This window comes from Burkholderia sp. Ac-20365, assembly GCF_017104715.1.
In the GTDB taxonomy this organism is placed as follows: domain Bacteria; phylum Pseudomonadota; class Gammaproteobacteria; order Burkholderiales; family Burkholderiaceae; genus Paraburkholderia.
Genome location: NZ_JAAGPI010000027.1, coordinates 1 through 24639, shown reverse-complemented (window position 1 = coordinate 24639; position 24639 = coordinate 1). Strand labels below are relative to the sequence as shown.

Sequence of the window (24639 nt, the reverse complement as noted above, 5' to 3'; positions counted from 1 at the left end):
GCGCCGTCACTCGTAACCATAGGCGCGGAGCCCCGCTTCGTTGTCGGCCCAGCCACTCTTCACCTTGATAAAGGTTTCGAGATACACGGGGCCGTCGAACAGCTTCTCCATATCGAGGCGTGCTTCCGTGCTGATCTGCTTCAGCTTCGCGCCTTTCTGGCCGATGATCATCGCCTTGTGCATATCGCGCTCGACGAGGATCGTCGCGAAAATGCGGCGCAGGCGCCCTTCCGTCTCGAATTTGTCGATCAGCACGGTGCTCGTGTACGGCAGTTCGTCGCCCGTCCAGCGGAACACTTTTTCACGCAGGATTTCAGCAGCGAGGAAGCGCTCGCTGCGATCGGTCAGATCGTCTTCGCCGTAGATCGGCTCGCCTTCAGGCAGATACGGCTTGACGGTCGCGAGCAGGCGCTTGATGTCGTCGGTATTCTTGGCTGACAGCGGCACGATTTCCTTGAACTCGCGCAGCGCGCTCATCTGCTGCATGAACGGAAACAGCGAGTCCTTGTCGCCCACGCGGTCGAGCTTGTTTGCGATCAGCAGCGTCGGCGCGGACTTCGGGATCAGGTCGAGCACTTTCTGGTCGTCGGGGCCGAAACGGCCCGCTTCGATCACGAACAGCACGGCATCGACGGATGACAGCGTCGACGTCACTGCGCGGTTCAGCGAACGGTTCAGCGCGCTGCTGTGACGCGTCTGGAAACCAGGCGTATCGACAAAGATGTACTGCGCGTCGTCGATCGTGTTGATGCCCGTGATGCGATGGCGGGTCGTCTGCGCCTTGCGCGACGTGATGCTGACTTTCTGTCCGACAAGCGCGTTCATCAGCGTCGACTTGCCGACATTCGGGCGGCCGACGATCGCGACCATGCCGCAGCGAAAACCAGTGGAAGTGGGAGCGTTCATATTCGTACTACGGCAGGTTCGTGCGGACGCGCGTCATGTGCAGCGCATCCACGTCGGATTGCGTTCAATGACCAGCGTCGGCCACGCGCGTATGGACCGCGCCAGCGACGCCGGGTTCGAGATCGCCCGCATTCGCGCCAGGCGCGGCGTCGCGGGCACGGGGCGCGGATTTGTCCGCGCCGCGGGTGGTGGAGTCGGTTCTGTCGGCCGGCTTCTCGGTTGCTTTGTCGGCCGTTTTTTCAGGCAAGCGAAGTGTGGACTCGGACTTTTCCGCCGCTTTGTCGGCGGGTTTGTCCGAAACCTTGTCGGCGGACTTTTCAGGCGTTTTGTCTGCCGCCCGCAACGGCGTGTCCGGACCAGGGCGCTCGGCGAGCTTTACGACCGTTTCCGGTTTGTCTTGTGCGCTCTTGTCCGCGGCCGGCTTCTCGCCCGGTTTGTCCGATGCGCGCGTGGAGCGCTCGGCCTTGTCGCCGCCCGCGGCTTCCTGACTGTATTCCACGTGTGCAGCCCGGATGACAGCTAGCGGTGCGGCAGCCGCAGCCTGACCCGCCGACGGCAGATCCGGCATCGCCGGTTTCGATTCGGACGCGGCCCGCGACGCACGTTCGGCCCGCCGCGTGTCGGGTGCGCGCAGATCGAGCGCGGCCTGCACGCCCGTCACGCCCGGGACGATTTCAGGCTCCGCCTGCTTGGCTGCACGCGCGCTCTTCGAACGCTTCGGCTTGGCTACTACGGCGGGCGCAGCGGCCATCACATCGTCCAGCGCTTTCTTTGCCGCAGCCTGCTCTGCCGCGCGACGGCTCGCACCGGAACCGGACACCTTCACATCCAGCTTCGGCACCGTACATTCGACTTCGAACTGTTGATTGTGCGCCGCACCATGCGTCGCGACGACGGTATAGGTGGGCAGCGGAATCTTGTGGCCCTGCAGATATTCCTGCAGCAAGGTCTTGGCGTCCTTGCCGAGCGTGCGCGGATCGATGTGATCGAGAATCGGCACGTACAGGCGCTTGATGACCGTCTGTGCGGCATCGAAGCCGCCATCGAGGAAAATCGCGCCGAGAATGGCTTCCAGCGTATCGGCGAGAATCGACGGGCGGCGGAAGCCGCCGCTGCGCAACTCGCCTTCGCCGAGCCGCAAGCCTTCCGAAATATTCAGGGCCTGAGCAATTTCGTACAGCGACTGCTGTTTGACCAGATTCGCACGAACGCGGGACAGATCGCCCTCGTCCAGTTTCCCGAAACGTTGGAACAATAGCGCGGCCACCGCGCAGTTGAGAACGGAATCGCCGAGAAATTCCAGCCGCTCGTTATGCGTGGCACTGTGACTGCGGTGAGTTAAAGCCTGGCGCAACAATTCCGCATTGCGAAATTCGTAGCGCAAACGGCTTTCCAACGGAGATAGGGGCATGTGCAGAGTATAACGCGGGCGCATCACGGGGCGGAGAGAGTGAGCCTCGCAGCCCCGGCGCCGAAAAAGCGTGTTGTAGCGACGTTACCGCGCGTTCTTAAAGTAGCGTGATAACACGTCGCGTGTGATGCGCGACGTGTTGCGCGGGTTCAGTGCGCATCGTGATGTCGATGCGCAAGCAGCAATCAATGGAAGCCGCCAATGCGTTTCAGGTTGCTGAAGTTCATCCAGATGAAGAACGCACGACCAACGATGTTCTTGTCCGGCGCGAAGCCCCAATAGCGGCTGTCGGCGCTGTTGTCGCGGTTGTCGCCCATCATGAAGTAGTTGCCAGGCGGCACCTTGCAGGTGACACCGCGCGCGTCGTACTTGCAGTTATCGCGATAAGGGAAGTCTTCAGCGCCGACGATGAACGGCGGCACAGCCGGGTTATTGAGAATGCGGTTCTTGCGGCCGTCGAGATCTTCTTCGAACTGCTTCGCGTAACCAATACGCTCTTCATCGAAGTAATCGGGCAGCGGCGTTTCAGGCACCGGCTTGCCGTTGATCGTGAGCTTCTTGTCTTCGTATGAGACAACGTCGCCCGGCAGACCGATCACGCGCTTGATATAGTCGACCGACTCATCTTTCGGATAGCGGAACACGACCACATCGCCACGTTGCAGCGGACGCCCTTCCGTCACCTTGGTATTCGTGATGGGCAAACGGATGCCGTAATCGAACTTGTTCACAAGGATGAAGTCACCAACCAGCAGCGTCGGCACCATCGAACCCGACGGAATCTTGAACGGCTCGACAACGAACGAGCGCACGACGAACACAACGAGAATCACCGGGAAAAAGCTCGCCGTGTATTCGAGCCACCACGGTTGGCGCAGCTTTTCGTCACGCAGACGCGCGCGCGTGGCGGGCGCGTTCTCGTCGGCGAAGCGCTCACCGACGCGTGCCTGCTGATTGTCGAATTCGGCGACGGCGGCTTCCGCTGCCCGGCGCCGTTTCGGCAGGAAAACCAGTTTATCCGCGACCCATGCCACGCCCGTAATGATTACGAGCACAAAAAGAATCAGCGCAAAATTCATAGGGTTCCAGTTCTTAGTCTTATTTGTCTTCGACGCGCAGAATCGCGAGGAAAGCTTCTTGCGGGATCTCAACCGAGCCCACTTGCTTCATTCGCTTCTTACCTTCTTTCTGCTTCTCCAACAGCTTCTTCTTACGCGTAATGTCACCGCCGTAGCACTTTGCCAGAACGTTCTTACGAAGTGCTTTGATGTTCTCACGCGCAATGATGTGAGCGCCGATGGTTGCCTGAATCGCGACGTCGTACATCTGACGCGGGATGATTTCACGCATCTTCGCGGCGACTTCGCGACCGCGATACTGGCTCTGCGAACGGTGAACGATCACCGACAACGCGTCGACCTTGTCGCCGTTGATCAGCATGTCGACCTTCACGACGTCCGACGCGCGATATTCCTTGAACTCATAGTCCATCGACGCATAACCGCGCGACACCGACTTCAGGCGGTCAAAGAAGTCGAGCACGATTTCGCCCATCGGGATTTCGTACGTCAGCTGCACCTGGCGGCCGTGGTACTGCATGTTGATCTGCGAGCCACGCTTTTGCGTGCAAAGCGTGATGACCGAACCGACATAGTCTTGCGGCATGTACAGGTTCACGGTGACGATCGGCTCGCGCACTTCCTCGATCTTCGACGGATCCGGCATCTTGGCCGGGTTCTCGACCATGATGGTCGTGCCGTCGCGCTGCACGACCTCATAAACCACGGTCGGCGCGGTGGTGATCAGGTCCATGTCGAACTCGCGCTCGAGACGTTCCTGGACGATCTCCATGTGCAGCAGACCGAGGAAGCCACAGCGGAAGCCAAAGCCGAGTGCCTGAGACACTTCCGGCTCGTACATCAGCGATGCGTCGTTGAGCTTGAGTTTTTCCAGCGATTCACGCAGCGCGTCGTATTGATTCGCTTCGACGGGATAGAGGCCGGCGAACACCTGCGGCTTCACTTCCTTGAAGCCAGGCAGCGGCTCAGGTGCGGGGCTCTTCACGGTGGTGACAGTGTCGCCCACCTTCGCCGCCGTCAATTCCTTGATGCCCGCGATGATGAAGCCCACCTGCCCTGCGGACAGCGATTCGAGATTCTTCGACTTCGGCGTGAACACGCCAACGTGTTCGACGGGATATTCCGCGCCCGTCGCCATCATGCGGATCTTGTCCTTCGGACGTAGCGTGCCGTTGACGATACGCACGAGCATCACGACGCCGACGTAGTTGTCGAACCACGAGTCGATAATCAGCGCCTGCAGCGGATCGTCCGGATTGCCCTTCGGCGGCGGCACTTTCGCGATCAGCGCTTCGAGCACGTCCTGGACACCGAGGCCCGTCTTCGCGCTGCAATGCGTGGCGTCGGTCGCGTCGATCCCGATCACGTCTTCGATCTCGGAAATCGCGTTTTCGGGATTCGCGGCCGGCAGGTCGATCTTGTTGAGCACGGGCACCACTTCGACGCCCAATTCGATGGCCGTGTAGCAGTTAGCAACTGTCTGAGCCTCGACGCCCTGACTTGCGTCGACGACCAGCAGCGCGCCTTCACACGCGGACAGCGAACGGCTGACTTCGTACGAGAAGTCGACGTGGCCCGGCGTGTCGATCATGTTCAGGTTGTACACCTTGCCGTCGCGTGCGCGGTACGACAGGGCGGCGGTTTGTGCCTTGATGGTGATGCCACGCTCGCGCTCGAGATCCATCGAGTCGAGCACCTGTGCTTCCATCTCGCGGTCCGACAGGCCGCCGCAAAGCTGGATGATGCGATCGGCGAGCGTCGACTTGCCATGGTCGATGTGCGCAATGATCGAAAAGTTACGAATATGATCCATTCAGTGCCGATCAAGCGAAAAAGGCGCGCTCTGACGATAGCGGAGCACGCCTTGTAAGTAAGTGAAAAACCTATCTATTTTAGCCGAAAAGGGTGTCGCCCGGCGCGGACTTACGGGTGGCGGGCGTTATTCGTGCTATCTGGCCGCGCAGTTCGTGCCTGCTGCGTCGGCCCGCGCGCAGGTGCTGTTCAACGCGGCAAGCTTGCACGATGCGCTGTCAACACCGTCCGCACCCGCGCTTCGTCGAGGTGGTAGTGACATAGTTCGACGCCCTCGTGGATCAGCACGGGAACCCAATCGTTGTAACGCGCTTCGAGCGCGGGATCGGCGTCGATGTCGATCACTTCGACTTGCGCACCGAACTCGGCCAGCAAAGGCTCGAGCGCGGCACGCATGTCGTCGCAGAGGTGACACCACGTGCGCCCGTAGAGCGTGAGCGATGTCCCCGCGTCGGTCACGCGGCTTACTTCGCCGCGCGCGGGCGAACCGGCACGAATTGCGTGTTCTCCCCGCGACGGACCAGCAGCGCGACCATCTTCGACGGGTCGAGGTGCGCAGTCACTTCTTCAAACTGCTTCGCGCTGGTGATGTCCGTGTCGCCGACGCGCAAAATGATGTCCCCGCGCTGCAAGCCGACACGCGCCGCCGGACCGTCGACAGCATCGACCTGAACGCCGTTACGCAGCTTGAGCGACTTCATCTGATCGGCCGGAATATCGCTGACAGCCACGCCCAGTGCATTCGATGCACGCGGCTTCGGCGTCGGCGCCTTTTTCTGATCGGCCTTGGCCGTCTTCTCAGGCTGCATTTCGGCGACCGTCACGGGCACTTCGCGCGTCTGACCCTTGCGCCACAGCGTGATCGTCGCCTTCGTGCCCGGCTTAGTATCGCCAACCATGCGCGGCAGATCCGTCGCCGTGTCGACATTGTGACCGTTGAACTTCAGGATGATGTCGCCCGGCTGCACGCCGGCCTTGTCGGCGGGGCCGCCCGGCTCGACACTGCTGACGAGCGCGCCCTGCGCCTTCGGCAGACCGAGCGAATCAGCGACGTCCTTCGTCACTTCCCCGATTGCAACGGCAATCCGGCCACGCACGACCTTGCCCGATGTCTTAAGCTGATCGGCCACGCGCATCGCTTCGTCGATGGGAATCGCGAACGAAATGCCCATGAAACCGCCCGTGCGGCTATAGATCTGCGAGTTGATGCCGATCACTTCGCCCTGCATATTGATCAGCGGACCGCCCGAATTGCCCGGATTCACGGCCACGTCGGTCTGGATAAACGGCAGATAGTCACCCGTGTCGCGCCCCTTCGCGCTGACGATGCCCGCCGTCACCGTGTTTTCGAGACCAAATGGCGAACCAATGGCGACAACCCACTCGCCCACGCGAACCTTGTTCGAATCGCCGATCTGCACTGTCGGCAGGTTCGCAGCGTTGATCTTGACGACGGCCACGTCGGTGCGTTCATCGACGCCGATCAGCTTGGCCTTGAACTCGCGTTTGTCGGTCAGCGTCACGTAGATGGTGTCGGCGTCGTCGATCACGTGCGCGTTCGTCATCACGTAACCATCCGCCGACAGGATAAAGCCTGAGCCGACGCCGCTGTTCTGCTCGGTGTCATTGCCGCTGTCGGGCGACTGGTCCTGATCGCTGTTGCCGCCGCCACGCGGCGAATTGGGCGTGCCCGGCGATTGGGGCGACTGCGGCGAGTTCGGCATCGGGATGCCGAAGAAACGCCGGAAGAACTCCGACATATCGCCGTCGTCCATGCCCGGCGGCAAGCCGCGCGTGGAATTGGAGACCTTCGCCGTCGTGCGGATGTTGACGACGGCTGGCCCGACCTTGTCGACCAGATCGGTGAAATCGGGCAGATTGGCAGCAGACGCCGCCGACGCCGTATGCGGCGCGAGCGGCAGGCAAGCCACCATCACTGCGGCCGCGAAGAATTTGCGCACCGAAAGAATCGTCATGTCGTAGCGAACCGAAGGATTACCTGGAAGGCTTGTATTCTATGGCAGCCGCAAATTGCTGCAACGTGGTCTGAGGCACTTCCCCGAGCAACGTGATCCAGAAATCGCCGCGCCGCTTGACCAGCACGTGCGTTGCACCGCTGCTTCCGGCGCCTTCCTTGCGGGTACTCTTTTCGACCGGCTCGACGAAGATGGATATTGCAGCAAGACCGTCCGAGAACACCATCTGGTCGACCGGGATAGGCGGATTGGACGGATCATGCGCCGCCATCGGCCGGCGCAACTCGCGAATCTTGCGGAAACCGGCCACGGGCGACGTGATCTGCCAGCCTTGCGCCTCCATATCCACAGGTTCGACGGGCGGGCGCACCACCGTCCAGCCGGCCGTATTCTTGATACCGGAGGCGATCGGCGCCTTATCGGCCGGCACGCCGATGCGAATCTGCGAAAACGACATCTGCTCGAGAACCTGACCGCTCGGATCGAGCGTCTGCGCGCGCAGCAGGAGACCCGTCTTTGTGTCCGCCCACAGCTTGTAGGCGAAGCGGTTTGCGTCCTTCGGGTCGAGCTCGATCACCTGGCTGTCGATACCGGCGACGCGGTCCGTACCCAGCATCTTCGGCTCGTAGACCGTCAGCACCTGCTCGCCGGTCGCCGACAGCAGCGCGGGGAACGAATCCTTGTTCTGCCGCTTTTCGACAACGCACAAATGCCGCTCGGGCACGAACGTGTACAGCTCGTCGTTATGCCGGAGCATCTTGCGCGGCTTGCCGTCGAGGCTTTCGAGCGACTCGAACTCGCCGTCGTTACGCGTCGTGTAATGAGAAATGCGCGAGGACTGGACAAAGTCACCGCGCTGATAGACGAACGCGCCTTCGTAGTTCTGCTGCTGCGCGGCCTGATGGATCCTGTTCAGCAGCTCGGACGCGCTGCGCCGGGTGGCAGAGTCGTCGGTTTGCGCGAACGCGCGCGACGTGGCGGATAGCGCCACGGCTGCACAGAACAGAAACGCTGGCAGCCGCCCCCAGATAGTCGTTTTTTTCAACCGCAGACTCTGCATCAGACTAGTGGCCCTGCGTGGTCAGAGAGGCCGCGCGGAGCATCGGCATCGAACCCGATACGACGGGCTGAAGGCCGAACTGCTGATGCGCTTCCAGATATTGGTCGAGACTCGCGTCGCGGATGATGTTGCCGTCCGATGCATTGGCCTGAGCCGCCGTCGCGGCCGGCATCGACGCCATTGCCACGCGCTGCATCGAGTCCGACTGCGGTGCGACCGACGCGACCTGCGTCACGCTGGCCCCCGTACCGACGCCGGAGAGCTGCGGCATCACGATCCACGTCAGCGTCGCCGCTGCTGCCGCCACGGCAAACGCAGGAATGACGCGACGGCGCAGTGCCAGCAGACGGCGCGTAGCAGGCGCCGACGTGGGCGCCAGCACGTGCACTTCGCTTTCGAAGCGGGCGGAAAAACTGTTCAGGAACGCGCTGCTCGTGGCCGGACTAACAGCCAGATCGTCCGAACGCAGCGCGTCGCCGATCAGGTGATAGCACGACCAGTTCGCGCGGTCTTCACGATCCAGCGCGGACAGAATTGTGTTCGGATGCTCGCCGTCGAACAGTTCCCCGTCGACGAAAGCAGACAGACGCTCGGCGCGCGAGCTTGCTTGCGCATTTGTTTGCATTGGCATCGAAACCGACCCCATGATGCTCCCCATCTTTACAGACACACGTAGTGACACCACTTAACCCAGAGACTGCGCCGCCGTCCGCGAGGCCGGCTGGCTGCTGTTTCGAACAGCGTTACCAGCGCTTGCCTTCGGGTGTGTCAAGCAGCGGACGCAATTTTGCCGCAATGGCCTCACGAGCGCGGAAAATTCTTGATCTGACGGTGCCGATCGGGCAACCCATCATTTCAGCGATTTCCTCGTAACTCAGACCTTCAATTTCACGAAGAGTTATGGCGGTGCGCAGCTCTTCCGGTAAAACCGCCATTGCAGCATTGACCGTCTCAGCGATCTGTTTGCTCATCAACATCGACTCGGGCGTGTTGATATCCCTTAGTTGGTCGGCATCCGAGAAAGTTTCAGCTTCTTCAGCATCTGCTTCCGTCGAAGTGGGCGCACGCCGGCCCTGGGTCGCAAGGTAATTCTTGGCCGTGTTGACGGCAATCCGGTACAACCACGTATAGAACGCGGATTCTCCGCGGAATTGGGGCAGCGCCCGGTATGCCTTGATAAAGGCATCCTGGGCCACATCCTCGACCTCGGCGGGATCCCGCACGAGGCGCGAGATCAGGCGGATGATCTTGCGGTGGTACTTGGAGACCAGAAGCTCGAACGCAGCCTTGTCGCCATTCTGGACGCGTTCAACCAGCACCTGATCTATTTCTTTTTCGCTCACCTGATAAATCCGTTAACTTTTGCGCGTGTAGCGGGGCACCATTGTAGCGTCCCCTTCAACGCGGCACGTTACGCGCGTAACAGCCGTTACAGTCTTTACAGTCAAGGCTCCGGCCGCGCTGGCTGGCCCGCTCAGACGTGCGCGCCGTGCCTGGCGAGGACGGCAAGCCGGCGAAAATCGCCCCGTTCCAGCATGTCTGCCGCGATCAGGACCCGATGCAGCGCACCGCTGTCTTCCTCGAGCCGTAGCATCAACAGGCTGTCGCTCCATTGGCTGCATCCAGTGATACGGCCCTGAGCGCGCAATATTCCCGCCCGGCTCCAGATCGACAACCATTCCGGCCCGATTTTAAGGGCGCCCGGCTGATCGTGCGCGTGACGGACAGCCGACCAGGCCAGAATCGCGAACACCAGCATGCCAGCCACCGTGGCACTGGCTGTGCCAACGCGCGGCGCGACAGTCATCCAGACGGCCGCCACAGCAACCACGATGAAAAACGCGGCCGCCAGATGCAACGCGGCGGACCGCCGCAGCGCAATGCGCTGCGAGGGTCCGCCGTTCAGTGCGGTATCAGGAGCGGACGCCGGCATGACCGGCAGCGGAGATGCCCCCGTCAACGATCAGCCGCGCTTGAAAACCAGCGTACCGTTCGTGCCGCCGAACCCGAACGAGTTCTTCAGCGCGACATCGATCTTCATCTCCCGCGCGGTATTCGCGCAGTAGTCGAGATCGCATTCCGGATCCTGGTTGAAGATGTTGATGGTCGGCGGCGACACCTGATGATGCACGGCTAGCACCGTGAACACCGACTCCAGGCCGCCAGCGCCACCCAGCAGGTGGCCCGTCATCGACTTCGTCGAGTTCACGACGATCTTCTTCGAGTGATCGCCGAAGGCGCGCTTGATACCCGTGGTTTCTGCGAGGTCACCCAGCGGCGTCGACGTGCCGTGCGCGTTCAGATAGTTCACTTCGTCGAGGTTCACGCCAGCGTTCTTCAGCGCCGCGATCATGCAACGCCGTGCGCCATCGCCATCTTCCAGCGGAGCGGTCATGTGGTATGCGTCGCCGCTCATGCCGTAGCCGCTGACTTCCGCGTAGATCTTCGCGCCGCGCGCCTTCGCGTGCTCGTACTCTTCGAGCACCATCACGCCTGCGCCTTCGCCCAGCACGAAACCGTCGCGGTCCTTGTCCCACGGACGGCTCGCCGTTGCGGGATCGTCATTGCGCTGCGACAGCGCGCGTGCCGCCGCGAAACCGCCGATACCGAGCGGCGAAACGGTCGATTCCGCGCCACCGGCGATCATCACGTCTGCGTCGCCGTATTCAATCAGGCGCGAAGCCTCGCCGATACAGTGCAGACCCGTCGTACAGGCCGTCACCATCGACAGATTCGGGCCTTTCAGGCCAAACTTGATGGACAGATGGCCGGAGATCATGTTGATGATCGACGCCGGCACGAAGAACGGCGAAATGCGGCGCGGGCCACGATTCAGCAGTTCCGTTTGCGTGACTTCGATCATCGGCAGACCGCCGATGCCCGAACCGACGACCACGCCCACGCGCTCCGAATTCTCGTCGGTGATCTCAAGGCCGCTGTCCCGCATCGCCTGGATGCCGGCAGCCACGCCGTAATGGATGAACGTATCCATATGGCGCGCTTCCTTGGCGGGAATGTAGTCTTCGATATTGAAGCCCTTCACTTCGCCGGCGAAACGCGTGGAGAAGTTCGACGCATCGAACTTCGTGATGTTGGCGATGCCAGACTTGCCGGCGACCAGATTGGCCCAGCCGTCGGCAACATTATTGCCAACAGGCGAAATAAGCCCCAGGCCTGTAACAACAACACGACGACGGCTCACGGTAACCCCTTTTCCATAGATGACAAAACAAAAGCCACAGCAGCGCACAGGAAAGCGCCCTGTGAGCCCTGTGGCTGTTTAACCTGACGAACGCGCTGACCAGGGCGCTGACGAATACGCTGACCAGTGCACTGGCGAAAACGCCGGAACATGCACCAGTAAGCGCAATGGCGAGAGAACCGATAAATGCAGCATCGGCCGGTGCGCCTTGAACGAGGCCGTCAGGCTTGCGCGCATGCGCATTGACATTGACGCCTGCCCCACATGCGCCGACGAACGGCACGAGAGGGCTGCCGGCACAACGGAAGCCGCCGTTCTGGCAGCAGCCGAAGCAACCTGGCAGGCGCGAATGACCTTAGGCCTTGACGTTGGCGCGAGCGTAGTCGATCGCTTGCTGAACCGTCGTGATCTTCTCGGCTTCTTCATCCGGAATTTCCATACCGAATTCGTCTTCGAGAGCCATCACCAGTTCAACGGTGTCGAGCGAGTCAGCGCCGAGGTCGTTCACGAACGATGCTTCGTTCTTGATTTCCGCTTCTGCAACACCGAGTTGCTCTGCAACGATCTTCTTGACGCGCTGTTCGATATTGTCCATTAACCCCTCCAAGGGAAAAAAGTTCATAAATACAGGTGCGCGCATTTTATCAGGTTTGCATCTGTAAAAAAGCGACGCACTTGGTTGCTGTAAAGCCGGTCAATCCGCGCTTCGAAAGGTATCGCGGCGCGGATAGTAACCGAATTTGATTACGACATGTACATGCCGCCGTTCACGTGCAGCGTCGTGCCGGTGATGTAACCGGCTTGCGGCGATGCGAGGAACGTCACGGCGTGTGCGATATCTTCCGGGCTGCCAAGACGGCCGAGCGGAATCTGCGACTTCAGTGCGACCTGCTGCTCTTCAGGCAGCGTCCTCGTCATATCGGTATCGATGAAACCCGGCGCAACACAGTTCACCGTAATGTTGCGGCTGCCGATTTCACGAGCCAGTGCACGCGTCATGCCTGCCACGCCGGCCTTCGCCGCCGCGTAGTTCGCCTGCCCCGGATTGCCCGCCGAGCCGACCACCGACGTGATGTTGATGATGCGACCGCCGCGTGCCTTCATCATGGGGCGCAGCACGGCGCGCGACAGACGGAACACGGACTTGAGGTTCGTGTCGATGACAGCATCCCAGTCCTCGTCCTTCATGCGCATCGCAAGCTGGTCCTGCGTGATGCCTGCGTTGTTCACCAGCACGTTGAGCGCGCCGAATTCCTTCACGGTGCCGTCGATCAGCGCTTCGGCTGCCGCTGCGTCGTTGACGTTGAGCACAGCGCCGCGGCCATTCAGGCCTTCAGCCTTGAACGCTTCCGTGATCGCGCTGGCGCCGCTTTCGCTGGTTGCCGTGCCGATCACCATCGCGCCCTGACGCGCGAGTTCGATCGCGATTGCACGACCGATGCCGCGCGAGGCACCCGTCACGATCGCAATCTGTTTGTCGAGAGTCTTTTCCATCGTTGCTTTCCACAATGCCCTGCACACGCAGGGCCGATTGATTCTTTGCTGCCTTCAGATAGACGTTTAGCCGTTGACGACTTTCAGCACTTCGTCGAGCGATGCCGGATCGACGATCGACGCACCAATCAGATTGCCGTCGATACGCTTGGTCAAACCGGCCAGCACCTTGCCCGGACCGCATTCGATCACGTGCGTGACGCCCTGCTTCGCGATCGACTGCACGCATTCGACCCAGCGCACGGGACCGGCCGCCTGACGAACCAGCGCGTCCTTGATGCCAGCAGGCTCATTGACGACTGCCACGTCGATGTTGTTCACGACGGGAATGGACGGCACCTGCACATCGACGCTCGCCAGATATTCGCGCAACTGATCCGACGCGGGCTTGAGCAGCGACGAATGGAACGGCGCGGACACGGGCAGCGGCAACGCGCGCTTCGCGCCCTTCGCCTTCGCTACTTCGCACGCCTTTTCAACGCCGGCTTTGCTGCCGGCGATCACGACCTGCGCAGGCGCGTTGAAGTTGACGGCTTCGACGACACCCGCCGCCGACGCTTCCTTGCACACTTCGCGCACGGTATCGTCGTCGAGACCGAGAATTGCCGCCATGCCGCCTTGACCGACGGGCACCGCGTTCTGCATTGCCTGAGCACGGAAACGCACGAGCGGCACAGCGTCGCGGAATTTCAGCGCACCGGCAGCGACGAGCGCCGTGTATTCACCCAGGCTATGACCGGCCACGATTGTAGGCGCAGGGCCGCCTGCCGCCTGCCACGCGCGAAAGATCGCGTAAGCAGCCGTCAGCATCACGGGTTGGGTGTTGGTAGTCAGATTCAGGTCTTCAGCCGGACCTTCGGCGATCAGCTTGCCGAGATCCTGATTGAGCGCATCGGACGCTTCCTGGAGGGTTTCCCGCACGATCGCGTGGTCGGCGAACGCGTTGAGCATGCCCACCGACTGCGAGCCCTGCCCCGGAAAAACGAACGCAAATTTCATATCGTCCCCAATTCGATGAGTTCAAATGTGCGTGACGCGCACGCGATGCATGCGCTGCCACTTGAAGCGGCGCTCAGGCGCCGCCGCGCGCGGTCGTCAGAAACGGATGACCGACGCGCCCCATGTAAAGCCGCCGCCGACGCCTTCGATCAGCACGTTGTGACCGCGCTGGATGCGTCCGTCGCGGACGGCGACGTCGAGAGCAAGCGGAATCGACGCCGCCGACGTATTGCCGTGCTCGTGCACGGTGACGACCATCCGCTCCTGCGGCAGGCCGAGCTTGCGGCACGTGCTCTGCATGATGCGGATGTTGGCCTGGTGCGGAATCAGCCAGTCGACCTGCTCGGGCTTGAGATCCGCCTTCTGCAGCGCTTCGACAGCGACCTTTTCGAGCACATTGACGGCCAGCTTGAACACTGCCTGACCGTCCATATGCAGAAACGCGCTGCCTTGCACGATGCCGCCGTTTACATTGCCCGGCGTGCAGAGAATGTTCGAATGGCTGCCGTCCGCGTGCAACGCGCTCGACAGCACGCCCGGTTCATCCGACGCCTGCAGGATGACGGCACCCGCGCCGTCACCGAACAGCACGCAGGTGGTGCGGTCGTTGAAATCGAGAATGCGCGAGAACGTTTCGGCACCGACCACCAGCGCAGTACGATGTTGCCCGCTTCGGATGAAGCTGTCAGCCGTCGCAACGGCATAGGCAAAACCTGAGCATACGGCTTGTACGTCGAACGCCGCGCCGTTGTTCCTGATGCCCAGTTTGTTCTGCAGCAGACACGCCGTGCTCGGGAAAACGAAGTCCGGCGTCGACGTCGCGACGATGATCAGGTCGATGGATTGCGGATCGACGTCGGCAGCTTCGATCGCGCGCTGCGATGCGATCAGCGCGAGGTCGCTGGTGGTGACATCAGGTTCGGCGAAGTGACGCGCGTGGATGCCCGTGCGGGCCACGATCCATTCGTCACTCGTCTCGACGCCCTGCTGCGCGAGACGATCAGCCAGTTCCTGATTGGAAACGCGGTTGGGCGGCAGATAGCTGCCGGTGCCCAGCACGCGGGAATAGGTAGTGGATTGAGCCATTATGCCTTCGAGGATTGTGCGCTGTACGGCTCGGCCGGCTGTCCGGCAACCGGACCCGCAATCGGGCTCGCCGCCTGGTTCGCGGAACCCGCGCCGCCAGTCTCGCGCTTCGCCTGTTCGAGTGAACCCGCGTTCTCCTCCATCGCGCGGGCGAGGCGTTCCAGAACGCCATTTTTGACGGCATCATACCCGCGTTTGATTGCCCACTCAAACGCGTAAGCATCGGCCGAACCGTGGCTTTTGATCACGAGCCCGCGCAGGCCGAGGAGCGCTGCGCCGTTGTATTGCCGGTGATCGACGCGCTTCTTGAAACGCAGCAGCACAGGCAGCGCCAGCACGGCCATCACCTTGGTCAGCCACGAGCGGCCGAATTCTTCCTTGATGATGTCGGAGAGCATCTGCGCGAGCCCTTCCGACGTCTTCAGCGCAACGTTACCGACGAAGCCATCGCAGACGATCACGTCGACGGTGCCTTTGTAGATATCGTTGCCTTCCACGTTGCCGCGGAAATTGAGGGTGCTGCTACGCAGCAGTTCGCCCGCACGCTTGATGGTCTCGTTGCCCTTGATGACCTCTTCGCCGATATTCAGGAGCCCGATGCTCGGACGGTCCTTGCCTTCGACGGCAGAAACCAGAGCGTGCCCCATCTCCGCGAACTGCAGCAGATGCTGCGGCTCGCAATCGACGTTCGCGCCGAGGTCGAGCATCGTCGTGTAGCCGGTGGGATTGGGCAGGGCGAACGCGATCGCCGGGCGTTCGATGCCCGTGAGCGTTTTCAGAACATAGCGGGAAACGGCCATCAACGCGCCGGTGTTGCCAGCGGAGACGCAGGCCTGCGCCTCATCGTCCTTGACGCGATTCAACGCCACGCGCATCGACGAGTCTTTCTTCTTGCGAAGCGCGACTTCGACGGGATCGTCCATTGCAACGATCTCGGACGCGGGGACGACGGTGAGTGCCGGGTTGTCGGTCGCTTTCAGCTTTTTCAGCTGAGCACGAATCGCGCTTTCGATGCCGACGAGCATCAGGTGCGCATCGGGGTGCGAGCGAACGAAGTTGACGGCAGCGGGAACGGTCACGGACGGGCCGTGGTCGCCTCCCATGCAATCTATCGTGAGCTTTACAGTCATGGAATGCGACGAATTTCAGGCACAAAAAAGCGGCAGTTGAATGCCGCCTTTTTGATGAACCGGGAAAATGTCAAGCGAGCCGATCGCCACGCGTAACGCCAATTGGGTCGAACCCAAACGAGCGCAATGCTGGTCGATTAGTCGTTCTTCGTCTTGACGACTTTCTTGCCGCGATAGTAGCCGTTCGGGCTGATGTGGTGACGCAGATGCACTTCACCCGTGCTCGGCTCAACAGCCAGCGGCGCTGCGTTGAGGAAATCGTGCGAGCGGTGCATGCCGCGCTTCGACGGCGACTTCTTGTTTTGTTGAACTGCCATGATAACTCCTGAAAATTTTCCGAATTCTAACACAGCCCGGCACGGCAACCGCCATAGGCCACGTGGCTAAACCATCGTGCCCGGCGCGCCCTGTCGCGCTCCCATGCAACTGTTCAGTGCTTCTTGTCGTCGGAGCCGCCCGACTTCAGGCCTTCCAGCGCAGCAAAAGGATTCGGCCGCTTGGGTTCTTCACCCTCTTCGGCTTCGCCTTCAGCGTCTTCGCCTTCCAGCCCGGCCGTGCCCGAGGTCAGACTCTCGTGCACTTCGGGACAGACGTCGTGCTTGGGCACGAGCGGCAACGAAAGCAGCAATTCCTCTTCGATCAAGTCGACAAGATCGAACTGGCGTGACCCAACGATCACATCGACTTCATCCTCGTCCAGAGGAAACTCTTCAGCTTCCTCTTCCGTATTGACGATCCGGTAAGTCGCATCGACGTTGAATGCCTGCTCGTACGGCGACAGGCAACGCTGACATTCGAGCCATGCGGCGCCGTGAATCGCGAGCCTCAGATAAGGCTGCGGACCCTCGGTGCCGTCGTCCTGCAATTCCGGCTGCGTCGTCCCTTCGGCTTGCCAGGTGAACGCGGTGTCGCGGTCTGGCGCTTCCTGCGGGACTTCGTTTAACATGCGCGGCAGTTGCGAGACGCGCACGGCACCCGCGGCCTGCCGTCCACTGCGGGCAAATTCGAACAGGTCGATTGCACGCGGGTCGACGAGACCAGCAGGTTTGCCAGGATGTTCAGTCATGTGCGCTCCTGCGTCGGCAAGGATTTCAGCCGGTTAAGTCCGCTATGCCTTGTTTATATTGCCGCCGAGATGACGCGTTTTGCGTCCTTCTACGTCGATCCGGCGCGCCATTTGGCAAAGCATACCGATGAAAAGCCCAAAATCATATCTGTTTTGTCTTTTCGAGTCAAACACTTAAGGCCGGCCGCGCAGACAGCGCCCCGCCGCACTTTTTCAGCCCCAGTTTCCTCTATATATCAAGGTTCTTTCCCAGCATGCCGGATTCCTTCAAACGCCCGCCCCGCCTGATTCTGGCCTCGAGTTCGCCGTATCGGCGCGAGCTGCTCGAACGGTTGCGCATCCCGTTCGAGGTCGCTGCGCCCGCCATCGACGAAACGCCGCTCGCGGGCGAAACACCCGAATCGACTGCACTGCGGCTCGCGCAGGCAAAAGCGCGCGCCGTCGCGGACGCGCTCCCGGGAGACGAAAAGACGCTCGTGATCGGCTCGGATCAGGTCGCGACCTACGATGGCCATCAGATCGGCAAGCCCGGTACGCACGAAAAGGCGCTCGCGCAACTGCAAGGCATGCGCGGACGGGAAGTACTGTTCCATAGCGCGCTTTGCCTGTTCGACAGCGGATCGGCCAACGCGCAAGCGATTGACGTCGTCACCCGCGTGCGCTTTCGTAACTTGCCCGACGCCGCGCTCGACGCCTACCTGCGCGCCGAAACGCCCTACGATTGCGCGGGCAGCGCAAAGGCAGAAGGCCTCGGTATCGCCTTGCTGGATTCGATCGAATCTGACGACCCGACAGCGCTGATCGGCCTGCCGCTGATCGCGCTCACGCGCATGCTGCTCGCGGTCGGCTACCCCCTGCTGGAGGTAGCGCAATGAGCGGCGTTCTCTATCTGATCCCGAACACGCTGGGTGACGGCGACGCCACCGCGCTCGACGCGGTCCTGCCGGCACCCGTTCGCGCCCGCGCCGCGGCCCTGCACTATTACATAGGCGAAAACGCCAAAACGACGCGCGCGTTCCTGAAAAAAGTCGGCACTGAGCGGCCGATTCAGGAAATCGAGATTCGCGAACTGAACGTCAATACACCGGCAGGTGAAATCGACAAGCTGCTTGCGCCCGTGCTGGCGGGGACGGACGCCGGACTCGTGTCGGAAGCCGGCTGCCCGGCCGTGGCCGATCCCGGCGCCCTGCTCGTACGCCGCGCGCACGAACGCGGCGTGAAAGTCGTGCCGTTCGTCGGGCCGAGTTCGATCCTGCTCGCGCTAATGGCGTCAGGGTTGAATGGTCAGAGTTTTGCGTTTCACGGCTACCTGCCCGTCGATGCCAACGAGCGCGCAAAGCGTCTGCGCGACCTCGAACAGCAGTCGCGCAAAGGCAAGCAGACGCAGATTTTCATTGAGACGCCGTACCGGAATCGCGCGCTGCTCGATACGTTGATCGCCACCTGCGCACCGTCGACGCTGGTTTGCGTCGCCGTGGATCTGACACTCGAAAGCGAAACGATCCTGAGCCGGACAGTTGCCGACTGGAAAAAGAAGCCAGCGCCGGATCTCCACAAACGGCCCGCGATCTTCCTGATCCTGGCGGCCTGACGTAGAGAAAGCAGCGACCATTCATGGTCGCTGCTTAAGACCGCCTTATCGCAGATTCAGCTTGCCGATGGCCGCCATCGCATGCACCGCGCCACTGCCGACGGCCGCACCGAACTTGCGCGCAACGCGATCGGTGATGCTCTCCTTCACCGTGTAGTCGACGACATCAGGCGCTTTGATGATTTCCCGCGCGACGTAATCGGTATCGCCGAAACCATCGGCAAGACCCAGATCGACGCTCTTTTGCCCCGTCCAGAACAGGCCAGAGAAGATATCGGGGGAATCTTGCAGGCGCTTGCCGCGCCCCTGCTTTACGGCATCGATGAACTGCGCGTGGATTTCGTCGAGCATCGCCTGCGCATGTGCGTCCATCTTCGGCGTATCGGGCGAGAACGGATCGAAAAAGCCTTTGTTCTCGCCAGAAGTACGCATCCGACGCTGAATGCCGAGCTTATCCATCAGACCTGTAAATCCGAAGCCGTCCATCAAAACACCGATCGAACCGACGATGCTCGCCTTGTCGACGTAAATCTTGTCGGCCGCGGCGGCGGCGTAGTAACCACCGGATGCGCACATATCGCTAACGACGACATAGAGCGGAATTGATGGATATTTGGCGCGCAATCGGCGAATCTCGCGGTAAATAATCCCAGCCTGTACCGGGCTTCCACCAGGGCTGTTACACCGCAGGATCACACCTGCCGTGCCCGCATCGTCGAATGCACTGGCTAGTGCCGCGTCGATATCTTCCGCGTTCGCGTTGGTTTCTGCCGCGATTTCGCCGTCAAGTGTCACGAGCGCCGTGTGCCGTCCAGACGTCGTCGTGACCTTCTCCCCGCTGAAATCCAGCACGGCCCACGCGATCACGACCAGCACGCCGAGAAACAGGAAACGGAAAAAGATGCGCCAGCGACGCGCCGCGCGCTGCTCGTTGACCGCCGCCAACGCAATCCGTTCGAGCGCGGCGCGCTCCCAGTTCGGCTCGCCAGCGGGCGCCCGGCGCGGATCGCGGCCTGTCGCGGCCGGTTCGTTCGGATCGGGAGTCAGATTATCGGACATACTGTGTCGCCGGAAGAAACGGGTTTCGGGGAATTATCCAGAGAAATCAGGCAGATACCGGACACACATCGGCATCCGGGAGCCAGAACACCGCGCGGCCTTCCGGCGTATCGCGCTCATCCACACGTACGGGACGCAGCCTTCCGCCACGACACGGACCGCCGACGCATTTACCCGTATCCGGCGCATAAATCGCGCCATGTGTCGCGCACATCAAGTATAAGCCGGACGATTCGAAGAACTGTCCCTCGTTCCAGTCCAACTCCATCGGCACATGCGCGCAGCGGTTCAGATAGCCGTAGGCGACGCCGTCATAGCGAACGAAGAACACGACGGCGTCGCCGCCCGCGTACGTCGCATCGCGACGCACACCCGCGCCACCGTCGACCAGCTCTTCCGATGCGCATACGCGCACTGCTTCATGCGCCGCGTCCGTCATGCGTGCTCCCGCAGCCAGCCCGACAGCGAAGCGATGCTGTCCGCGACGAATTTCGGCTCCAGCGCCGTCAGCGAATCCGCCGGATGCGCCCCGTAAGTGACGCCGATGCCCGACACACCGGCGTTGATCGCCATCTGCAGATCGTGTGTGGTATCGCCAACCATCACCGTGCGCGCCGGATCCTGCCCCAGTTCACGCGTCAATTCCTGCAGCATAGCCGGATGAGGTTTCGAGAACGTTTCATCGGCGCAGCGCGTGCCGTCGAACAGGCTCGTGAGCCGCACCTGATCCAGCGCCCGGTTCAGGCCGACGCGACTCTTCCCCGTTGCGATGGCGAGCAGATAGCCCTGATCGCGCAAGTCGGCGAGCATTTCGCGCACGCCCGAGAACAGCTCGGTCGTCTGATCCTTCACCAGGTAATGAAAGCGATAACGCTCGGCAAGGCGCGGATAGTCGGCCGGATCGAGCGTCGGCGCGGCGATCTGGAGCGCGTCGCGCAAACCGAGGCCGATCACGAAGCTCGCGGCTTCATCAGCCGGCACGGGCAGCCCGAGGTCGCGGCAAGCCGCCTGGATGCTGCGCGTAATGTGGACCGTCGAGTCCATCAACGTGCCGTCCCAATCGAAGACGATCAGATCAAATTGCTGTCGAGCCATGCGTCCCTGTCTCAGTTTGTGGTTGTGTGTGCTGATCCGCCGCGCCGCCGAGAGCGGCGAGTTGCGCGACGAAGCGCCGGCACTCCGCGGGCAACGGTGCTTCGAGTTGCAGCGTTTCACCCGTCGCCGGGTGTGTGAGTTTCAGCCGGTACGCGTGCAGAAACATACGCTTGATTCCCGGATTCGCGTTGGCGCGCGCCAGCGACTTGTTCAGCGCGAAATCGCCGTATTTCGCGTCACCGACGATCGGCAGCCCCAAATGCGCCAGATGAACACGAATCTGATGGGTCCGACCGGTTTTCAGTTCCGCTTCGAGCAGCGCATAACCGGGCCAGCGATCGACGAGATTGAAAATAGTGTGCGATGGCAGGCCGTCGGGCTGCACGCGAACACGGCGCTCGCCGTCCGCCAACAGATATTTGTGGAGCGGCTCCTTCACCGCGCGCCGGCGGCCCCAGTCGCTCGCCCATTCGCCGTGCACGCATGCGTAATAGCGCTTGTCCATCCGGTTTTCGCGAATCTGCTCGTGCAGGTTCACCAGCGCGGCGCGCTTTTTGGCGAGCATCAGCACGCCCGAGGTCTCTCGGTCCAGCCGGTGCACGAGTTCCAGAAACTTCGCCTGCGGACGCGCGGCCCGCATCTGCTCGATCACACCGAATGCGACCCCACTTCCGCCATGCACGGCCACGCCCGCCGGTTTGTCGATGACCAGCATATGATCGTCTTCGAACAGGATGTCGAAATGCGCGGACGGCGCCGGCACGTTCACCGGCTCATCGGATTTCGCGACGCGGATGGGCGGCACGCGCACCAGATCGCCATAGGCCAGACGGTACTGCGCGTCGACGCGCCCCTTGTTCACGCGCACCTCACCGCTGCGCAGAATCCGGTAAATGTGACTTTTCGGCACGCCCTTACAGACGCGCAACAGGAAGTTGTCAATCCGCTGACCAGCAGCGCTGTCGTCGATTTCGATCATCGACACCTGATCGCTCGCGACGGCGCTGGCAACCGATTTCTGGGATGTTTTGCCTAACTCTTTCATTCTGAATATAATTTGCCCAGCAGTCTGCGGCGGCCGACTATATAGGATCGGCGCATTAAACCGAATCGCGGGTGGATTGCACAGGCGCAAGCTATAAAACGTCATTTTACTTGCGCTGGGGGCTGGTTGCTCGCCCTGAAAATGAGATGCAACAAGTTGCACGCACGGTGCACGACACGGCAGGGACGGCGCCCACAGGCACGTTCGGTCACAGTCGGCACCGTCGGTAACGGAATTTTGGTTAAAAAGAATTTGACTGGCGAGCTTCGGCAAGGGCGGCTTTCAGACCCTTTAGCGCGAAGCGGCCGGTGGCGAAAATACGGCGTGCGCCCGAGGCGTCCTGCGGAAAGTGCAGGATAAGGCGACGTCAAAATGATGCGAGACACCCCGAGCGGGACAGGCGCGCGTTGTGAGCGAGCTTTCCCGCTGCGGCAAGACCGCGGCCTTCGAACCCGTCCGGACGCGCGCCCAGCTGGCGCGGCAGCGCACGTGGACGAAGGCTGATGCATGTCGGCTGCCAGGACCCGCGGCGTGTCGGGCCATTATTTGAAGCCGTGTTCGCATGTGCCCTGCGGCAGCGCGTCCATTTTCTTTCGGACGGCGCCCATTCAAGGCAATTCTCCCGCCATCTTTCCCGCTCCAGCGTGCTTGTGAAAACACAATAAGGCGCGGCATGCCGCTGTCCTTGCCGCCGGCTGGCCGGGTTCGTTCCCGTGCGCCGTCGGTCCGGACAGGCAAAGCCGCTCTGGAGCCGTTCAATGAAACGCATGTTGTTCAATGCGACGCAGCAGGAAGAACTGCGCGTCGCCATCGTCGATGGGCAAAAACTCATCGACATCGACATCGAAACTGCCGGGCGCGAACAGCGTAAAGGCAATATCTACAAGGGAATCGTGACGCGCATCGAGCCGTCGCTCGAAGCCTGTTTCGTCAACTACGGCGAAGATCGCCATGGTTTTCTCCCGTTCAAGGAAGTCGCGCGTCAGTACTTCCGCGAAGGCATCGACATGCGCTCGGCGCGCATCCAGGACGCCCTCAAGGAAGGCCAGGAACTGATCGTTCAGGTCGAGAAGGAAGAACGCGGCAACAAGGGCGCTGCCCTCACCACGTTCATCTCGCTCGCCGGCCGCTACCTCGTGCTGATGCCGAACAATCCGCGCGGCGGCGGCGTGTCGCGCCGGATCGAAGGCGACGACCGCCAGGAACTGCGCGAAACGATGTCCCAGCTGCAATTGCCCGAAGGCATGAGCATCATCGCGCGCACGGCGGGTATCGGCCGCAGCGCGGAAGAGCTGCAGTGGGACCTGAACTACCTGATGCAGCTGTGGCGCGCGATCGAAGCCGCGTCGCAAAGCGGCTCGCAAGGTCAGCCGATGCTGATCTATCTCGAATCGAGCCTCGTCATTCGCGCGATTCGCGACTACTTCCAGCCGGACATCGGCGAAATTCTCATCGACACCACGGAAATCCATGACCAGGCACGCGCCTTCATGGACATCGTGATGCCGGACAATGTCAATAAGGTGAAGCGGTATCACGACGACGTGCCGCTTTTCTCGCGTTTCCAGATCGAGCACCAGATCGAAACCGCGTACTCGCGCACCGTGCCGCTGCCATCGGGCGGCGCGATCGTGATCGACCACACGGAAGCGCTGGTTGCGATCGACGTGAACTCGGCACGCGCCACCAAGGGCGCCGACATCGAGGAAACGGCCACGCGCACGAACCTCGAAGCCGCCGACGAAGTGGCGCGCCAGCTGCGTCTGCGCGACCTGGGCGGCCTGATCGTGATCGACTTCATCGACATGGAGTCGGCCAAGAGCCAGCGTGAAGTCGAGCAGCGTCTGAAAGACGCGCTCAAGCACGACCGCGCGCGCGTCCAGATGGGCAAGATTTCGCGCTTCGGCCTGATGGAACTGTCGCGCCAGCGTCTGCGTCCGGCGCTGTCGGAAGGCAGCCACGTGACCTGCCCGCGCTGTAACGGCACGGGTCATATTCGCGATACCGAATCGTCCGCGCTGCAAGTGCTGCGGATCATTCAGGAAGAAGCGATGAAGGAAAACACGGCAGCGATTCACTGCCAGGTGCCTGTCGAAGTCACCGCTTTCCTGCTCAACGAAAAGCGCTCGGAAATCAACAAGATCGAGTCGCGCTTCAAGGTCAACGTCGTGCTGGTGCCGAACAAGCACCTCGACACGCCGCACTACAAGCTCGAGCGCCTGCGTCACGACGACGCGCGCCTCGACGACCCGCGCGCCTCGTGGAAGATGGCCGAAGAAGCCGCTCGCGAACTGGAATCGGAAACGGGTTACAGCAAGCGCACTGAAGAAGTGAAGCCGAAGCAGGAAGCCGCTGTGAAGGGCATTACGCCCGAGAAGCCGGCGCCGAGCGCACCGGTTCGCACGCCTGCGCCCTCTGCTGCGACGGTCGAAGTCAAACCTGCTACGGGCGGCTTCATCGGCTGGCTGAAGGGTCTGTTCGGCATGCAGCCGGCGGCGCCCGCACCCGCGCCCGCTCCTGCCGAGAAGACGGCGAAGCCGGCACGCGGCGAACGCACCGAGCGCGGTGAGCGCACGGGCGAACGCGGCGGCGATCGCAACCGCAACCGTCGCGGCGGCGCAGGTGGCC

General features: G+C 61.7%; 25 protein-coding genes. 3 read left to right on the top strand and 22 right to left on the bottom strand.

Annotation, left to right across the window (positions count from 1 at the left end):
- Nucleotides 1–6 precede the first annotated feature (6 nt).
- The 18 genes from era to G3O01_RS31960 all read right to left on the bottom strand — a co-directional run bounded on the left by era (nt 7) and on the right by G3O01_RS31960 (nt 17221).
- Nucleotides 7–906, bottom strand: coding sequence for a GTPase Era (era, locus tag G3O01_RS32045; protein ID WP_205810998.1), 900 nt, complete (start codon nt 904–906; stop codon nt 7–9).
- Nucleotides 907–970: 64 nt separating this feature from the next.
- Nucleotides 971–2317: a ribonuclease III gene (gene rnc, locus G3O01_RS32040; protein ID WP_205810997.1), complete on the bottom strand. Its 1347-nt coding sequence runs from the start codon at nt 2315–2317 to the stop codon at nt 971–973.
- Nucleotides 2318–2502: 185 nt separating this feature from the next.
- The gene (lepB, locus tag G3O01_RS32035) at nt 2503–3396 is read right to left on the bottom strand and encodes a signal peptidase I (RefSeq protein WP_205810996.1); all 894 of its coding nucleotides are present in this window, start codon (nt 3394–3396) and stop codon (nt 2503–2505) included.
- Between the two features lie 19 nt (nt 3397–3415).
- The gene (lepA, locus tag G3O01_RS32030) at nt 3416–5209 is read right to left on the bottom strand and encodes a translation elongation factor 4 (protein ID WP_205810995.1); all 1794 of its coding nucleotides are present in this window, start codon (nt 5207–5209) and stop codon (nt 3416–3418) included.
- 188 nt (nt 5210–5397) lie between these two features.
- Nucleotides 5398–5667, bottom strand: a complete 270-nt coding sequence (locus G3O01_RS32025) for a glutaredoxin family protein (protein WP_205810994.1) — start codon at nt 5665–5667, stop codon at nt 5398–5400.
- Between the two features lie 5 nt (nt 5668–5672).
- Nucleotides 5673–7184 (bottom strand): DegQ family serine endoprotease, encoded by a 1512-nt coding sequence (locus G3O01_RS32020; protein ID WP_205810993.1) that lies wholly within the window; start codon nt 7182–7184, stop codon nt 5673–5675.
- 19 nt (nt 7185–7203) lie between these two features.
- Nucleotides 7204–8244, bottom strand: coding sequence for a MucB/RseB C-terminal domain-containing protein (locus G3O01_RS32015; protein ID WP_205810992.1), 1041 nt, complete (start codon nt 8242–8244; stop codon nt 7204–7206).
- A gap of 4 nt (nt 8245–8248) precedes the next feature.
- Complete coding sequence (locus G3O01_RS32010; protein WP_205810991.1) at nt 8249–8890, bottom strand: sigma-E factor negative regulatory protein; 642 nt, start codon at nt 8888–8890, stop codon at nt 8249–8251.
- A 97-nt stretch (nt 8891–8987) separates the two neighbouring features.
- On the bottom strand, nt 8988–9587 hold the full coding sequence (gene rpoE, locus G3O01_RS32005) for an RNA polymerase sigma factor RpoE (RefSeq protein ID WP_012400242.1): 600 nt from the start codon (nt 9585–9587) through the stop codon (nt 8988–8990).
- A 131-nt stretch (nt 9588–9718) separates the two neighbouring features.
- Nucleotides 9719–10177, bottom strand: coding sequence for a protein YgfX (locus G3O01_RS32000; protein WP_241024430.1), 459 nt, complete (start codon nt 10175–10177; stop codon nt 9719–9721).
- A 30-nt stretch (nt 10178–10207) separates the two neighbouring features.
- Nucleotides 10208–11446 carry a beta-ketoacyl-ACP synthase II gene (fabF, locus tag G3O01_RS31995; protein WP_205810990.1) on the bottom strand — a complete coding sequence of 413 codons (1239 nt, stop codon included), beginning with the start codon at nt 11444–11446 and terminating at the stop codon, nt 10208–10210.
- Between the two features lie 355 nt (nt 11447–11801).
- Nucleotides 11802–12041, bottom strand: a complete 240-nt coding sequence (gene acpP, locus G3O01_RS31990) for an acyl carrier protein (RefSeq protein WP_004197638.1) — start codon at nt 12039–12041, stop codon at nt 11802–11804.
- 149 nt (nt 12042–12190) lie between these two features.
- Nucleotides 12191–12940: a 3-oxoacyl-ACP reductase FabG gene (fabG, locus tag G3O01_RS31985; protein ID WP_205810989.1), complete on the bottom strand. Its 750-nt coding sequence runs from the start codon at nt 12938–12940 to the stop codon at nt 12191–12193.
- Between the two features lie 66 nt (nt 12941–13006).
- The gene (gene fabD, locus G3O01_RS31980; protein ID WP_205810988.1) at nt 13007–13939 is read right to left on the bottom strand and encodes an ACP S-malonyltransferase; all 933 of its coding nucleotides are present in this window, start codon (nt 13937–13939) and stop codon (nt 13007–13009) included.
- A 96-nt stretch (nt 13940–14035) separates the two neighbouring features.
- Nucleotides 14036–15025, bottom strand: a complete 990-nt coding sequence (locus G3O01_RS31975) for a beta-ketoacyl-ACP synthase III (protein ID WP_205810987.1) — start codon at nt 15023–15025, stop codon at nt 14036–14038.
- On the bottom strand, nt 15025–16155 hold the full coding sequence (plsX, locus tag G3O01_RS31970; protein WP_205810986.1) for a phosphate acyltransferase PlsX: 1131 nt from the start codon (nt 16153–16155) through the stop codon (nt 15025–15027). Before plsX ends, G3O01_RS31975 begins: the two co-directional genes overlap by 1 nt.
- Before the next feature lie 137 nt (nt 16156–16292).
- Nucleotides 16293–16472 carry a 50S ribosomal protein L32 gene (gene rpmF, locus G3O01_RS31965; protein ID WP_012400235.1) on the bottom strand — a complete coding sequence of 60 codons (180 nt, stop codon included), beginning with the start codon at nt 16470–16472 and terminating at the stop codon, nt 16293–16295.
- 113 nt (nt 16473–16585) lie between these two features.
- Nucleotides 16586–17221, bottom strand: a complete 636-nt coding sequence (locus G3O01_RS31960) for a DUF177 domain-containing protein (protein WP_205810985.1) — start codon at nt 17219–17221, stop codon at nt 16586–16588.
- Between the two features lie 254 nt (nt 17222–17475).
- Here G3O01_RS31960 and G3O01_RS31955 point away from each other — a divergent pair, with 254 nt between their 5' ends.
- Together G3O01_RS31955 and G3O01_RS31950 are read left to right on the top strand one after the other, a co-directional pair.
- A complete protein-coding gene (locus G3O01_RS31955; protein ID WP_205810984.1) occupies nt 17476–18096 on the top strand; it encodes a Maf-like protein in 621 nt (206 codons plus the stop codon).
- A complete protein-coding gene (locus tag G3O01_RS31950) occupies nt 18093–18812 on the top strand; it encodes an SAM-dependent methyltransferase (RefSeq protein WP_205810983.1) in 720 nt (239 codons plus the stop codon). The genes G3O01_RS31955 and G3O01_RS31950 overlap by 4 nt, the downstream gene beginning before the upstream one ends.
- A gap of 45 nt (nt 18813–18857) precedes the next feature.
- Here G3O01_RS31950 and G3O01_RS31945 read toward each other — a convergent pair whose 3' ends face one another.
- Genes G3O01_RS31945 through G3O01_RS31930 form a run of 4 tightly spaced genes read right to left on the bottom strand, consistent with a single transcriptional unit; the run spans nt 18858 to nt 22011 of the window.
- Nucleotides 18858–19871, bottom strand: coding sequence for a S49 family peptidase (locus tag G3O01_RS31945; protein WP_205810982.1), 1014 nt, complete (start codon nt 19869–19871; stop codon nt 18858–18860).
- 46 nt (nt 19872–19917) lie between these two features.
- Nucleotides 19918–20310, bottom strand: a complete 393-nt coding sequence (locus tag G3O01_RS31940) for a Rieske 2Fe-2S domain-containing protein (protein ID WP_205810981.1) — start codon at nt 20308–20310, stop codon at nt 19918–19920.
- Entirely contained in the window at nt 20307–20966 is a 660-nt protein-coding gene (locus G3O01_RS31935; RefSeq protein WP_205810980.1) for an HAD-IIIA family hydrolase, read from the bottom strand. The genes G3O01_RS31940 and G3O01_RS31935 overlap by 4 nt, the downstream gene beginning before the upstream one ends.
- A complete protein-coding gene (locus G3O01_RS31930) occupies nt 20947–22011 on the bottom strand; it encodes an RluA family pseudouridine synthase (protein ID WP_205811084.1) in 1065 nt (354 codons plus the stop codon). Before G3O01_RS31930 ends, G3O01_RS31935 begins: the two co-directional genes overlap by 20 nt.
- 758 nt (nt 22012–22769) lie before the next feature.
- Between G3O01_RS31930 and G3O01_RS31925 the strand changes: the two genes are divergently transcribed.
- On the top strand, nt 22770–24639 hold a 1870-nt coding region (locus G3O01_RS31925; RefSeq protein WP_205810979.1), incomplete at its 3' end, for an Rne/Rng family ribonuclease.

Coding starts and splice junctions, on each gene's coding strand:
- era (WP_205810998.1), bottom strand. CDS start 906: ATGAACGCTCCCACTTCCACTGGTTTTCGCTGCGGCATGGTCGCGATC.
- rnc (WP_205810997.1), bottom strand. CDS start 2,317: ATGCCCCTATCTCCGTTGGAAAGCCGTTTGCGCTACGAATTTCGCAAT.
- lepB (WP_205810996.1), bottom strand. CDS start 3,396: ATGAATTTTGCGCTGATTCTTTTTGTGCTCGTAATCATTACGGGCGTG.
- lepA (WP_205810995.1), bottom strand. CDS start 5,209: ATGGATCATATTCGTAACTTTTCGATCATTGCGCACATCGACCATGGC.
- G3O01_RS32020 (WP_205810993.1), bottom strand. CDS start 7,184: ATGACGATTCTTTCGGTGCGCAAATTCTTCGCGGCCGCAGTGATGGTG.
- G3O01_RS32015 (WP_205810992.1), bottom strand. CDS start 8,244: ATGCAGAGTCTGCGGTTGAAAAAAACGACTATCTGGGGGCGGCTGCCA.
- G3O01_RS32010 (WP_205810991.1), bottom strand. CDS start 8,890: ATGGGGTCGGTTTCGATGCCAATGCAAACAAATGCGCAAGCAAGCTCG.
- G3O01_RS32000 (WP_241024430.1), bottom strand. CDS start 10,177: ATGCCGGCGTCCGCTCCTGATACCGCACTGAACGGCGGACCCTCGCAG.
- acpP (WP_004197638.1), bottom strand. CDS start 12,041: ATGGACAATATCGAACAGCGCGTCAAGAAGATCGTTGCAGAGCAACTC.
- fabG (WP_205810989.1), bottom strand. CDS start 12,940: ATGGAAAAGACTCTCGACAAACAGATTGCGATCGTGACGGGTGCCTCG.
- fabD (WP_205810988.1), bottom strand. CDS start 13,939: ATGAAATTTGCGTTCGTTTTTCCGGGGCAGGGCTCGCAGTCGGTGGGC.
- G3O01_RS31975 (WP_205810987.1), bottom strand. CDS start 15,025: ATGGCTCAATCCACTACCTATTCCCGCGTGCTGGGCACCGGCAGCTAT.
- plsX (WP_205810986.1), bottom strand. CDS start 16,155: ATGACTGTAAAGCTCACGATAGATTGCATGGGAGGCGACCACGGCCCG.
- rpmF (WP_012400235.1), bottom strand. CDS start 16,472: ATGGCAGTTCAACAAAACAAGAAGTCGCCGTCGAAGCGCGGCATGCAC.
- G3O01_RS31960 (WP_205810985.1), bottom strand. CDS start 17,221: ATGACTGAACATCCTGGCAAACCTGCTGGTCTCGTCGACCCGCGTGCA.
- G3O01_RS31955 (WP_205810984.1), top strand. CDS start 17,476: ATGCCGGATTCCTTCAAACGCCCGCCCCGCCTGATTCTGGCCTCGAGT.
- G3O01_RS31950 (WP_205810983.1), top strand. CDS start 18,093: ATGAGCGGCGTTCTCTATCTGATCCCGAACACGCTGGGTGACGGCGAC.
- G3O01_RS31945 (WP_205810982.1), bottom strand. CDS start 19,871: ATGTCCGATAATCTGACTCCCGATCCGAACGAACCGGCCGCGACAGGC.
- G3O01_RS31940 (WP_205810981.1), bottom strand. CDS start 20,310: ATGACGGACGCGGCGCATGAAGCAGTGCGCGTATGCGCATCGGAAGAG.
- G3O01_RS31935 (WP_205810980.1), bottom strand. CDS start 20,966: ATGGCTCGACAGCAATTTGATCTGATCGTCTTCGATTGGGACGGCACG.
- G3O01_RS31930 (WP_205811084.1), bottom strand. CDS start 22,011: ATGAAAGAGTTAGGCAAAACATCCCAGAAATCGGTTGCCAGCGCCGTC.